Raw genomic sequence first — 13,713 nt, forward strand, 5'->3', positions numbered from 1 at the left:
GGCTGGAGCGCCTGCTCAACCAGCTTAATGTTAAAGTCCAGCGGGAAATTGGGACGATGTCTTGAGGGTTTTGGTGGGGTTTGTTTCATGAATTGCGCCCATTAAAAAAATAATGGACATCATCTTCAATAACTTGATGGAGAATTAACAGACGGCGCTGGGCGTACGCTTACCTTTTAAACTTACTCAAACCACGACCAATCCAGTCCAGAATATAGTGCAAAAAAATCATTTTCCGCTCATTTTTTTGCGACGAGTCCAGAATCTGTAAAATNACTGTAAGCCGCGCCAGTAAAGGGCTTCCGGCTAATCCATCGTTCCCCTTGAGAGTCCAGAAATGATTGCCACCCCACAAGCAGGGCAAAATCCGTATTGACCACGATCCGGGCACGAAAATCCCGCTGGATCGCAACGGCCAACTGGTGCTGAACGACCAGGCATAAGGCGGGCGGCGCTCGGTTCGCCGACGCAATCGCGGTAAAATTCTTGAGGACGCCGCGCCGGGTGCGCAACACCGGACGCGGCATTTTTTCCGTCACCAGGCGCGTGCTCCGTGCCGCACACCCCCTCGCCGTGACCCCTGTCACGTTTAGGCGCTGAGCGTATGCTGCTGTAATTCCTCCAGTAGCGCGTCGACATAGTTCAGCCGCACCGTGCGATCCGCCAGATCGCGGATAAATCTCAAGCGAGTCGGGCCGTCCAGTCGATAGGTGGCCGGTTCGCGTGTAAGCAGACCGATCAGATAAGCGGGGTCGACGCGGTTGGTTTCGCCGAATTCGATAAAGCCCCCTTTATCGCTGCCCTCGATGCGGCGGATGCCCAAACGTTGCGCCCGCTGTCTGAGGCGGGCTATCGCCAGCAAATAGCACGCCGGGTCAGGCAGCAGACCGAAGCGGTCGATAAGCTCCACTTTCATGTCTTCGATTTCATGGTCATCGGCGGCGCTGGCAATGCGTTTATACAGCGACAAACGCGTGTTGACGTCGGGAATATACTCTTCCGGCAGTAGCGCGGGCATACGCAGCTCCACCTCGGTCAATTGGTTGGTGAGATCTTCCAAGGACGGCTCGCGACCGGCCTTGAGGGCGTCCACCGTGCTTTCCAGGAGCTCCATATACAGGGAAAAGCCGACGGTTTCCATTTGACCGCTTTGATCTTCTCCCAGCAGTTCGCCGGCGCCGCGGATTTCCAGATCGTGCGTCGCCAACGCAAAGCCGGCGCCCAGATCTTCCAGCGAGGCGATGGCCTCCAACCGCTTATGGGCATCCTGGCTTAGCGCTTTCGGCGGCGGGGTCAGCAGGTAGGCGTAAGCCTGGTGGTGCGATCGTCCGACGCGGCCGCGCAATTGGTGTAGCTGCGCCAAGCCGAAATGGTCCGCCCGCTCGATGATAATGGTATTGGCATTGGCAATGTCGATACCGGTTTCAATGATGGTGGTACACACCAGTACATTAAAGCGCTGATGGTGAAAATCATTCATCACCCGTTCCAAATCGCGCTCGCGCAGCTGGCCGTGGCCGATGGCGATGCGCGCCTCCGGCACCAGCGTTTCCAGGCGGCGGGCGGTTTTTTCAATATTCTCGACGTCGTTGTAAAGATAATAGACTTGGCCGCCGCGCCGCACTTCGCGCAGGATGGCCTCGCGTACCACCAGTACATCGTATTCGCGTACAAACGTTTTCACCGCCAGCCGGCGCGCCGGCGGCGTGGCGATAATCGATAGATCGCGCATGCCGCTCATCGCCATATTCAGCGTGCGCGGGATGGGGGTGGCGGTCAGGGTGAGAATATCGACATCGGCGCGCATCGCTTTAATGCGCTCCTTATGGCGCACGCCAAAGCGGTGCTCCTCGTCGACGATCAGCAGACCCAAATCATGCCATTTGACGTCGCTTTGCAGCAGCTTATGGGTACCAATCAGAATATCCACTTTGCCTTCGGCGGTCTGCTCGAGCACTTGGGCCTGGTCCCGTGCGCTGCGGAAACGTGAAATCATTTCGATACGCACCGGCCAGTTGGCGAACCGGTCGCGGAAATTGTCGAAATGCTGCTGCGCCAGGGGGGTGGTGGGCACCAGCACGGCCACCTGTTTGTGGTTTTCGATTGCCAGGAAAGCGGCGCGCATCGCGACTTCCGTTTTGCCGAAGCCGACATCGCCGCAGACCAGCCGGTCCATGGCCAGCGGCTGGCACATGTCGCTGAGTACCGTGTTGATTGCCTGAGCTTGATCCACGGTGGGCTCAAACGGAAACCCCTCGCAGAACAATTGATAATTTTCCCGATTATGGCGGAAGGCGAAGCCGCTTTTGGCGGCGCGCTGGGCATAGATATCCAAAAGCTCCGCCGCCACGTCCCGCACCCGCTCGGCCGCTTTTTGCCGCGCCCGCGCCCAGGCGTCGCCGCCCAGTTTGTGCAGCGGCGCGTTTTCATCGGCGCCGCCGGCGTAGCGGCTGATGAGATGTAGCGAGGACACCGGCACGTAGAGCTTATCGTTGCCGGCATAAGTGAGAATTAAATACTCGGCCTTGATACCCCCCGCTTCCAGGGTGGTCATGCCGGCGTAGCGGCCGACACCGTGTTCCAGATGCACCACCGGCTGGCCTTCATGCAGTTCGGCCAGATTGCGGATTAAGGTATCGGCGTTAATGGTGCGGCGATTATCCTGCCGGCGGCGGCTGACCCGTTCCCCCAGCAGATCGCCTTCGCAAATCAATGCCCTTGCGCGCGGCGCATTGATAAAGCCGCGCTCGCTGGCGCCGATGATGAGATAAGCGCCCCGTTCGGCGGTGTCCTCCAGCCGGCTTATCAGCTTCGGCAGAATCTTCACCCGCGCCAGCTGCTCGCTTAGGGTTTCCCGCCGTCCCTCGCTTTCCACCGAGAAAATCACCGGGCCGTTAAACTGCTCGCAAAACCGGCGCAACTTGTCCATGGGCGCTTTGCTCTGCGCCTCCACCGCCAAATCCGGCAGCGGCCGATAATCCATATTGTGCTGGCCGGCTTTCTCCGGCAGCGTTTGCGTGCTGAGCTGCACCCGCGGCCAGCGTTTAAGTTCGGCGAACAGAGCCTCAACCCGCAGCCACAGCGCCTCGGGCGGCGGCAGCGGGCGCATGGGATCCACGCAGCGATTGTCAAAGCATGCGCAAGCGTCGTCCCAGAAACGGCCGGCGCCAGCCTCGAGATCCCCGGTGTTGACCACCAGCGTGCCCGCCGGCAAATAGCTGAACAGCGGCACCAACGGCTCGCTGAAAAACAGCGGCTGCCAGTATTCGATCCCCGCCGGCAGCGTCCCTTTGCTTACCTGCTGGTAAACGTGCTCGGCGTCGCGGCGCACATCAAACTGCTCGCGCCACTGGCTGCGGAACAGCTCTATCGCGGCTTTATCGGTGGGAAATTCGTGCGCCGGCAGCAGATTGATGGAGGTGACTTCCTGGAGTGTGCGCTGGGTATCTACGTCGAAAATATGCAGGCTGTCGATGTCGTCATCAAAAAAATCGATGCGGTAAGGCTCTTCGCTGCCCATGGGATAGAGATCCAGCAGCGCGCCGCGGGTGGCGAATTCACCGTGCTCCATCACCTGATCGACGCTGCGGTAGCCGGCCTGTTCCAACTGGGCGCGCAATGTCTCCCTCGACAGACGCTGGCCTTTGGTCATCAACAGCGTATGGCGGTGCAAAAAGGCGTGCGGGCAGACCCGCTGCATCAGGGTATTCACTGGCAGGATGATGACGCCGCGCACAAGCGTAGGCAGCCGGTAGAGGGTGGCTATCCTGTCAGAAATAATTTCTTGATGGGGAGAGAAACTATCATAGGGCAGGGTCTCCCAATCGGGCAGGGTAAGGACCGGGTGACGGGTGAACTGCCGGATCTCGTCATGTAGCTGCAGCGCGCTTTGCATGTCGGTGGCGATGAGCAACACCGGTCCCGGATAGCGGTCGACGATGGTGGCGCACTCTACGGCGCTGGCGGCGCCGGTAAGCTGACCCAGAGTCAGTTTTTTGCCGGCTTGGGTCGGTAAGGTATAACGATCGTGTTCTGACATAGCTAATGATAAATCTCTTTTCTCACATCACGGGGCTATCGCAGCACAGCCTGCGGTAGAATGCGGCGGCGGGGGCGATGGCTAAAATATGCGCGCTTTCAGGAATAAAAGCCGGCGGTTGCGGCGCTTATGGTTCCATAATGCCATACGACCCTTTATTATCCTTGATCACTTTGCTTTCGCAACCGCATCCAGACGGAAATCAATGTATCAACCTGTCGTATTATATATTGCCCTGCACTATATGCGTGGGCGGGCATCAGACCGCTTCGGTCGTTTTGTCTCCTGGCTCTCCACCATCGGCATCACGCTTGGCGTGATGGCGCTGGTGACGGTGTTATCGGTGATGAACGGTTTCGAGCGTGAACTGGAGAGCAATATCCTCGGATTGATGCCCCAGGCGCTATTGACCACCCCCGAGGGGCGGCTTGATCCTAAACGCATTCCGGCCTCGGTGCCAGATGCGCTTGCGGGTGTAACGCGCGTGGCGCCGCTGACCACCGGCGATGTCGTGCTGCAAAGCGCGCGCAGCGTGGCGGTGGGCGTGATGCTCGGTGTCAACCCGGGGGATCCCGAACCGCTGTCGCATTATTTGCTGGAGGCCCGGCAAGATGATCTGGTGGCCGGCCAATACCGGATGATCCTGGGCGATGAACTGGCCGCCGCGCTCGGCGTGAAGCGCGGCGACGCAGTGCGGCTGATGGTGCCCGGGGCCAGCCAATTCACCCCGATGGGCCGTATTCCCAGCCAGCGTTTATTCACCGTGGCCGGCACCTTCGCCGCCAATAGCGAAGTCGATGGCTACCAACTGCTGGTCAATCAGCAGGATGCATCGCGCCTGATGCGCTATCCCGCCGGCTATGTTAGCGGCTGGCGCTTGTGGCTGCAGCAGCCGCTGGCTGTAGAAAGCTTGAGCGCGCAGTCTTTGCCGGACGGCTTGGTGTGGCACGATTGGCGCGAACGCAAGGGGGAATTATTCCAGGCCGTGCGTATGGAAAAGAACATGATGGGCCTGCTATTGAGCCTGATCGTCGCGGTGGCGGCGTTTAATATTATCACCTCGCTCGGACTACTGGTGATGGAAAAGCAGGCCGAGGTGGCGATTTTGCAGACCCAGGGACTGACTCGCCGGCAGGTTATGCTGGTGTTTATCGCCCAGGGTGCCATCGCCGGCATTGTCGGCGCGTTGCTGGGCACCGGCCTCGGCGTTTTGCTGGCCAGTCAACTGAACCGTCTGATGCCGGCCCTCGGGGCGCTGCTTGACGGGGCCGCGCTGCCGGTGGCTATCGAACCGGTGCAGGTAGCGGTCATCGCGCTGTCGGCCATGGCCGTGGCGCTGCTGTCCACGATTTATCCTTCCTGGCGCGCCGCCGCCGTTCATCCCGCTGAGGCTTTACGATATGAATGATGCTCCTTTGTTACACTGTTCCCAACTCAGCAAACGTTATCAGGAAGGTAAGCTTTACACCGATGTATTGCGTAACGTTAGTTTCACGCTGCAGCGCGGCGAAATGATGGCGATTGTCGGCAGTTCCGGTTCCGGCAAAAGCACGCTGTTACACCTGCTGGGCGGGCTGGATGAACCGACAGGCGGCGAGGTGATATTTGAAGGCCAGCCGCTGAATACTCTTTCTTCCGCCGCGCGGGCGCTATTGCGCAACCGACGGTTGGGTTTTATCTATCAGTTCCATCATTTACTGCCGGATTTCACCGCGCTGGAAAATGTGGCGATGCCGCTTTTGATTGGCGGCACCCGCCCGGCCCAGGCGCAAGAGACGGCGCGTGAAATGCTGGCGGCGGTAGGGCTTGAGAAACGCGGCCACCACCGCCCGGCGGAACTGTCCGGCGGCGAGCGGCAGCGGGTGGCTATCGCCCGCGCGCTGGTGAATCACCCGGCGCTGGTGCTGGCCGACGAGCCCACCGGTAATCTGGATCAGCGCAATGCCGACAGTATTTTTGAACTATTGGGCGAACTGAATATGCGCCAGGGCACCGCCTTTTTGGTGGTGACCCACGATCTTCAACTGGCGAAGCGCCTGCACCGGCAGCTGGAAATGCGCGATGGCGAGCTGCAGGCCGAAGGCGCGCTGCTGGGAGCCGCGCAATGAGGATGCCGCTGTCGTTGCAAATCGCGCTTCGCTTCAGCCGGGGGCGGGGCGGTATGGTGTCGTTGATTTCGGTCATCTCCACTATCGGCATTGCGCTGGGGGTAGCGGTGCTGATTATCTGCCTGAGCGCCATGAACGGGTTCGAGCGTGAATTGAACAACCGTATTTTGGCGGTGGTGCCCCATGGAGAGATCGAACCGGTGAATCCGCCGTTCGCCGATTGGCCGGCGGTGTTAAAACGTATTGAACAGGTGGCGGGCATCCTTGCTGCCGCGCCCTATCTGAATTTTACCGGCCTGGTGGAGCGTGACGACAAGTTACAGGCCATTCAGGTAAAAGGCGTCGACCCGGCGCTGGAAATACGGCTGAGCGCGCTGCCGCGCTACGTAAAGGGTGATGCCTGGTCGCGTTTTCAGGCCGGTCATCAGCAAATCATCGTCGGTAAAGGGGTGGCCGATACGCTGAAGGTCAAGTCCGGCGACTGGCTAACGGTGATGATTCCCAACAGCGATCCACAGATGAAACTGCTACAGCCAAAACGTATTCGTTTGCAGGTCAGCGGGATTTTGGCGCTGAATGGTCAGCTGGATCACAGTTTTGCCATGGTACCGCTGGCGGACGCCCAGAACTATTTGCAGCGCGGTGAAGACGTAGGCGGCATCGCCATTAAGGTCAGCGATGTTTTCAACGCCAATAAACTGGTACGGGACGCGGGGGAGGTGACCAATGCTTATGTCAAAATTCGCAGCTGGATCGGCACCTACGGCTATATGTATCGCGATATTCAAATGATCCGCGCCATTATGTACCTGGCGATGGTGTTGGTAATAGGCGTCGCCTGTTTCAATATCGTTTCCACGCTGGTGATGGCGGTTAAGGATAAAAGCGCCGATATCGCGATTTTACGCACCCTCGGGGCCAAAGACGGGCTGACCCGTGCTATTTTTATTTGGTATGGCCTGCTGGCTGGTTTGACCGGTAGCGTGATCGGCGCGGTGGTCGGCGTGTTGATGGCGCTCAACCTGACTACGCTTGTGAAGGGGCTGGAGCGTCTGCTGGGCCACCGGCTGCTGTCCGGAGATATTTACTTTATCGATTTTCTGCCGACCGAGCTGCACTGGGTGGACGTCACCAGCGTGCTGGCCACGGCGCTGTTGCTCAGTCTGCTGGCGAGCTGGTATCCGGCGCGGCGCGCAAGCCGCATCGATCCGGCCCGGGTATTGAGCGGTCAATGAGGCCGCATAAGGAACAGCGCGCATGCGTATTCATCGCCGGTTAATCCGGTTTCGCAAAAGTAAAAGATTACGGCAGCAACGCCTGCGCGCCCGTATATTTCACCGGGACTCACTAGCGGTGACCAAAATGAAAAAACCTTTTGTTGTGGTGCTCACGGGGGCGGGTATTTCCGCGGAGTCGGGCATTCGCACCTTCCGGGCCGAAGACGGGTTATGGGAGGAGCATCGGGTGGAGGATGTCACCACTCCTGAAGGGTTTGCCCGCAACCCCGCGCTGGTGCAGGCGTTTTATAACGCCCGCCGGCATCAGCTGTTGCAGCCGGAGATTGCGCCGAATCCCGCCCATCTGGCGCTGGCTGAACTGGAGCAGATGCTGGGCGATAATTTTCTGCTGATTACCCAAAATATCGATAATCTGCACGAACGCGCCGGTAACCGGCGTATCATCCATATGCACGGTGAGTTGCTGAAGGTGCGCTGCAGCCAAAGCGGCCAGATCCTCGAGTGGCGTGACGACGTCACTGAGGCTGACCGCTGCCATTGCTGCCAGTTTCCCGCCGTGCTGCGTCCCCATGTGGTCTGGTTTGGCGAAATGCCGCTCGGTATGGACGATATCTACCATGCCTTGGCGCGTGCCGATTATTTTTTGGCGATTGGCACCTCTGGCCACGTCTACCCGGCCGCCGGCTTTGTCCACGAGGCACGCCTATGCGGCACCCGCACTATCGAACTGAATCTGGCGCCGAGCCAGGTGGAAAGCCAGTTCGAGGAAAAATACTATGGCCCGGCCAGCCGCTGTGTGCCGCAGTGGACCCGCGAGTTTATCGACGGCTTCATCGCCCAGCGTGGTTGAGCCGTCGGTTTTGCTCTCTTCAGGCATAAAACTGACCTGACACAATATTTTCCAGCGCGTCGCTGGTCATAATGGGCCGTGGCGAAGAGACAGGCAGAAACAATGAATAAATTACTCGATCGTTTTTTACACTACGTATCTTTTGATACCCAGTCCAAGCCCGGCGTAAAGCATGTGCCCAGTACCGACGGTCAATGGAAGCTGGCCCACGCGCTGCAAGATGAGCTTGCCGCATTGGGGCTTGCGGATATTACGCTTAGCGATCATGGCTGCCTGATGGCGACTTTGCCGTCCAACGTGTCCTGGCAGGTGCCGGTCATCGGCTTTATCGCGCATATGGATACCGCACCGGATTTCACCGGTAAAAACGTCAATCCGCAAATCGTGGAACAGTATCGCGGCGGCGATATTGCTCTCGGCAACGGCGATGAGGTCCTCTCGCCGGTCATGTTCCCGGTGCTGCATAAGTTGATTGGTCATACGCTTATCACCACCGACGGCAAAACGCTGCTGGGCGCCGACGACAAAGCGGGGCTGGCGGAGATCGTCACCGCGATGGTGCGGCTCAAGGAGCAGAGCATTCCCCACGGCACGATCCGCATCGCGTTTACGCCGGACGAGGAAGTGGGCAAGGGGACGCAATTTTTCGATATCGAGCGCTTCGGCGCCGAATGGGCCTACACCATGGACGGCAGCGATGTCGGTGAGCTGGAGTACGAAAATTTCAACGCCGCCTCGGTAACGGTGAAAATCGTTGGCAATAATGTGCATCCGGGCACCGCCAAGGGGGTGATGGTAAACGCGCTGTCGCTGGCTACCCGCTATCATCAGATGATGCCCGCCGCGGAAAGCCCGGAGGCGACCGCAGGCTATGAGGGGTTCTATCACCTCAATACGATGAAAGGCAGCGTGGACAAGGTGGAAATGCATTATATCGTGCGTGATTTCGACCGCCAGCGGTTTGAAGCGCGTAAGCAGTTCATGATAACCAGCGCCGAGACGCTGGGGAAGGGGCTGTATCCGGATTGCTATATTGAGCTGACTATCGAGGACAGCTATTACAATATGCACGAACATGTCGCCAATCATCCCCATATCATCGAGCTGGCGCGGCAGGTGATGGAGGATTGCGGCGTCGAGCCGGTCATCAAGCCCATCCGTGGCGGTACCGATGGCGCCCAGCTCTCCTGGCGCGGTTTGCCCTGCCCGAATCTGTTTACCGGCGGCTATAACTACCACGGCAAACATGAATTCGCCTCGCAGGACGTGATGGAGAAAGCGGTGCAGGTGATAACCCGTCTCGCCGCGTTAACGGCACTCCGGGCCAAAGGCGCCCATGCCAAGCCCGCGCCGGCGGCGGACTAACGGGGGGATACCCTTCGCAGAACGGTAGGCATGACTAGCCCGTCGCGGCGCCCGGCGAGCGCATGACTCACTCGCCTAACGATGGTGTGTGGTGATAATCGCACCCAGGGGGAGGGTGAGTTGCATGCATTCAGGGAAATGTTGGCATTTGCCCCTCTCTGGAGATGTGGCTGCGCCGTTCACTGAAAATGTGGGATGGCTTGCCTCCAGAATGGCATGGAATGCTCATATCCAGGGGTAGGTTAAACCCACATCTCTGAAGACGTTGAAATCATCACACGTGAAGATGTGTTGAAATGACCCTCCCCCTGGGCGAGGCGGCGATCGGTGCTCGGGTATCGCTCACGGGGCCGCCCATCACGTCGGGGACGGCGACATGCCCGGGGCAAAAAAAGCCCCGCCGGATAGAGGGGGCCTGAAGGGGAGTCTCAGCCGTAGGGGAGATCAGTTTTTAAAATACCAATAGCCGCTATTAATCAGCCCCGCCAGCAACACCAGGAAGGAGGGATCCTCCAGCGCGTCGCCTAAACTGTTCCCGATTGATGTCATAACGTGCGGCAAGCGCGGCGGCGGCCTCACGGTGTGGCGTCACAATCTTTTCGCCGTTGACGTAGCTGTCATCGCCGACCCGCAGCACCCGCAATCCGCCGACGCGAAACAGGCCTTCGCCCTGATTGAGCAAATCATAGATATCCCCGGCCTGATAGGGCGGCTCCAGCGGCGCCAAATCCAGCTCATGGCGTGATTGGGAAATAAATTCGCCAACCCATTGATTGAATTGATCGGGCTGCTGCATCAGCGCCATCATCATGGCGCGCAGCGCATCGACTTCCGCCGGCAGAATGTGGGCGGGATCGTCGCGCGACGCGATCGCCGGATCGCTGTAGCGTTGGCCGCCCGGCTCCTGGGCAAGCACATAATCGGCAAAACCGCTGACCAGCTCGTGGCTGCTCGGCGCCCGGAAGCCGATGGAATAATTCATCGCGTTCTCCAGCGCATAGCCGTCATGGGGGAAGCCGGGCGGAATATACAGCATATCGCCGGGCTCCATTTGTTCGTCGATAATTGCCTCAAAGGGCTCGACCTGCAGCAGATCGGGATGGGGACAGTGCTGTTTCAGCGGCGTCTTATCGCCGACGCGCCAGTGCCGGCGGCACTGGCCTTGAATAATAAACACATCATATTGATCGAGATGAGGGCCGACGCCGGGAACCGAAAACGAAATCATCAAATCGTCTATGCGCCAGTCAGGCAAGCGGTGGAAGGGTTGCATGAGCGCCGCCGAGGGTTCGTGCCAGTGATCGACCGCCTGTACCAGCAGCGACCAGTTGTAGTCCCCCAACTGGTCGTAGCTGGCAAAGGGACCATGGCTTACCTGCCAAACGCCATCGTCATGGCTGACCAGGCGGCTGTCCACTTCGGCTTCCATGGCCAGGCCTGTCAGTTCGTCAGGCGACAGCGGATCGACGAAGTCGCGAAATGCGCGTTTAATCATTACCGGGCGTTTCTGCCAGTAGTGTTGTAGAAAGTCGTTCCAGTCCAGCTCAAGTTGATAATCCATAGCCTGATTCCAGCGCGGGGGAAATTAGATGGTTTATAACGGATAGCGGCGGCGCAGGCCGGAGATTTTTACCCGCGGTGCGCCAAACGGGATGGGGCGCCCATAACCGGCCTTAATCGTCTTCGGGCTGCGGACCCTGCTGCTTGAAAATGACCTCCACCAGCGTCCCGCCGAGAGCGCTTTCGCCAATTACGATATCGCCGTCGTACTGCTCGAGAATTTCCGCCGCCACCGAGAGCCCCAGCCCTTGACCGGGACGTAGCGTATCGGCGCGCTGACCGCGCTGGAAAATAAGGGTGCGCTTGGACTCCGGGATGCCCGGGCCGTCATCTTCAATAATAACATGTAGCGCGCTTTCCCTTTCTCGGGCGCTAACCTCGACAAATTCCAAGCAATATTTACAGGCATTGTCCAGAATATTGCCCATCACTTCCATAAAGTCGTTTTTCTCGCCAATAAACGTCAACTCCGGCGAAATATCCAGCGACAGGGAAACCCCTTTACGTTGATAGACTTTGTTGAGCGCGGAGCACAGGCTATCGAGCAGCGGCGGCACGGAATGCAGCTCGCGGCTCAGCACATTATGATCCGAGTGGACGGTGGCGCGGTGCAGGTAATAGCCGATCTGCTGGGAAATGCGGCTGATTTGCTCCAGCATAATCGGTTCCGCCATTTCGATATTGGTGTCGCGATCGGTGCGCAGGGAGCGCAGCGTGGTTTGCAGCACCGCCAGCGGCGTTTTCAGACTGTGGGTCAAATCAGACAGGGTGGAGCGGTACTTCTGGTAGCGCTGACGTTTGTTATTCAGCAGAATATTCAGATTGCGTACCAGGATATCCAGTTCGCGCGGCGGGTTCTCGTCCAGGCGTTCGCGTTCGCCGACTTCCAGCTCACGCACCTGCCTGACCAGATCTTTGATAGGGCGCAGGCTCCAGTGCGCCGCCAGCCACAGCAGCGGCACCACCAGCAGCAGATTGGCCAGCAGAACATAGCTGAACCATTCCCAAACCAGATCGGTGCGCTGCAGCTCATGGGGGATGGTATCGACGACCACAATGGTCAGCGGCGGCAGGCGGCCGGTCGCCTGATAGCGGTTGACCGCCACGGAATGGGTCAGGGCATTATCGTCGCTGCTGTCGAATTCTTTTAGCCGAACCTGGGCGCTGGGGTTGTCACCCACCACCGCGCTGCTGGTGCGCGTATCGGTATCAAGCTCGAAATAGCCGGTCTTGGTCAGCCAGTCCTGCTGCAGACGAGACTCCAGCGCCGGCACGTAACGCTGGCGCCAGAGTATATGGCCATTTTCATCATAAATCAGCACCAGCGCGGCGAAGTTGATATCGATATTCGGCGGCACGGCTATCGACAGCTTGTTGTCCTTCCACTGCGCCAGACTGAAAAAGAGATTGCTTTCGCCCCGCAGCACGCGGAATGACGTTTTATCAAAGCTGACGCTGTAGCCAATGACGGCCACCATGCCGTAGCACAGAGAGAGCGCCAGAACTACGCAGGCTGCAGCCAGCAAAAATCTGACGCGCAGGGAAAACGGTTTTTTGTGGCGAAACGGAAATAGGGTCATAGAGCCTAGTTAACATCAAAACGGTAGCCCTGACCGCGAACTGTGGTGATCACTTCATGCGGGTAATTGGCCTGCATCTTTTTCCGCAGACGACCCATTAACACGTCGATGGTGTGACTCTCGCGTAATTCAGCGTCGAGATAAAGTTGCAGCATCAGCGAATCCTTGCTGACGACTTTGCCGGCGTTGCGTATCAATGTCTCAATTATAGTGTATTCAAACGCGGTGAGCCTGATATTAACCTCGTTAATCATGAGCTCACGGCGTGAAAGATCAATGAGGAAGGGCGGTAGCTCGATGACCTGCGACGCCAGACCGCTGTTGCGGCGCATCAACGCCTGCATGCGCGCCACGACCTCTTCCAAATGAAACGGCTTGGTGACATAGTCGTCGGCGCCGGCTTCCAGCACCGTGACTTTATCCTGCCAGCCTTCACGGGCGGTGAGCACCAGCAGAGGAATTTTCACCTGATGGCTGCGCCAGCGGCGAATGAGGTTGAGACCGTCCTCATCCGGCAGGCCCAGATCAACAATGGCGATATCGGGTGGATGCTCATTTAGAAAGTAGTCCGCCTCCCTGGCGTCCGCGGCGGCATCCACCTGGTGCCCCATTTCACGCATCTGTACCGTCAGATGATGGCGAAGAAGAGAATTATCTTCTATTACCAGAACTCGCATCGCAGCTCCTAAATAAAATCACCCTTAACGGATCCGGTGGCGCAATCCGTCTTGTTAAGCGATTATCCTCCCGGCTGGGAAAGAATATCTTACCGGATAAGAGTATCCCAGAGAGTGACTAAACTCCGCATAAACAGAGAGGGAACCAGGGTCGGACGGTAAGCGCCCCGTGGAGGACGTCTTGAATTATTGGTGGGTTTGTTGTATGAGACAGTAAACCTACGTTACACGCTTATGCTCATTGCATTTTCACATTGTATTGATTTTAATAACTTTTATTTCCATCCCGGTTTGAG

The 13,713-nt window shown here is 58.2% G+C and carries 8 protein-coding genes and 1 pseudogene; 5 read left to right on the forward strand and 4 right to left on the reverse strand.

The genetic code is table 11. From position 1 onward, the window contains the following. Nucleotides 1-589: 589 nt before the first annotated feature. Entirely contained in the window at nt 590-4,039 is a 3,450-nt protein-coding gene (gene mfd / locus ACMX3H_RS13235; protein ID WP_415211163.1) for a transcription-repair coupling factor, read from the reverse strand. Between the two features lie 205 nt (nt 4,040-4,244). Here mfd and lolC point away from each other — a divergent pair, with 205 nt between their 5' ends. From lolC to pepT, 5 genes are all read left to right on the forward strand, one after another. After that, on the forward strand, nt 4,245-5,447 hold the full coding sequence (gene lolC, locus ACMX3H_RS13240; RefSeq protein ID WP_415211164.1) for a lipoprotein-releasing ABC transporter permease subunit LolC: 1,203 nt from the start codon (nt 4,245-4,247) through the stop codon (nt 5,445-5,447). Continuing rightward, complete coding sequence (gene lolD / locus ACMX3H_RS13245) at nt 5,440-6,147, forward strand: lipoprotein-releasing ABC transporter ATP-binding protein LolD (RefSeq protein WP_415211165.1); 708 nt, start codon at nt 5,440-5,442, stop codon at nt 6,145-6,147. Before lolC ends, lolD begins: the two co-directional genes overlap by 8 nt. Continuing rightward, on the forward strand, nt 6,144-7,382 hold the full coding sequence (lolE, locus tag ACMX3H_RS13250; RefSeq protein ID WP_415211166.1) for a lipoprotein-releasing ABC transporter permease subunit LolE: 1,239 nt from the start codon (nt 6,144-6,146) through the stop codon (nt 7,380-7,382). Before lolD ends, lolE begins: the two co-directional genes overlap by 4 nt. Nucleotides 7,383-7,404: 22 nt before the next feature. Then, complete coding sequence (gene cobB / locus ACMX3H_RS13255) at nt 7,405-8,235, forward strand: Sir2 family NAD+-dependent deacetylase (protein ID WP_415211167.1); 831 nt, start codon at nt 7,405-7,407, stop codon at nt 8,233-8,235. Nucleotides 8,236-8,337: 102 nt separating this feature from the next. Beyond that, nucleotides 8,338-9,600 (forward strand): peptidase T, encoded by a 1,263-nt coding sequence (gene pepT / locus ACMX3H_RS13260; RefSeq protein WP_415211168.1) that lies wholly within the window; start codon nt 8,338-8,340, stop codon nt 9,598-9,600. Between the two features lie 444 nt (nt 9,601-10,044). Here the strand turns inward: pepT and ACMX3H_RS13265 are convergent. The 3 genes and pseudogenes from ACMX3H_RS13265 to phoP form a co-directional block, all read right to left on the reverse strand. Next, a pseudogene (locus ACMX3H_RS13265) lies at nt 10,045-11,161 on the reverse strand (JmjC domain-containing protein). Nucleotides 11,162-11,273: 112 nt separating this feature from the next. Continuing rightward, complete coding sequence (gene phoQ / locus ACMX3H_RS13270) at nt 11,274-12,740, reverse strand: two-component system sensor histidine kinase PhoQ (protein ID WP_415211169.1); 1,467 nt, start codon at nt 12,738-12,740, stop codon at nt 11,274-11,276. 5 nt (nt 12,741-12,745) lie between these two features. Continuing rightward, nucleotides 12,746-13,417: a two-component system response regulator PhoP gene (gene phoP, locus ACMX3H_RS13275; protein ID WP_415211170.1), complete on the reverse strand. Its 672-nt coding sequence runs from the start codon at nt 13,415-13,417 to the stop codon at nt 12,746-12,748. Nucleotides 13,418-13,713 lie beyond the last annotated feature (296 nt).

Source organism: Sodalis sp. (in: enterobacteria), assembly GCF_047607725.1.
Classification (GTDB): domain Bacteria; phylum Pseudomonadota; class Gammaproteobacteria; order Enterobacterales; family Enterobacteriaceae; genus JBLKSS01.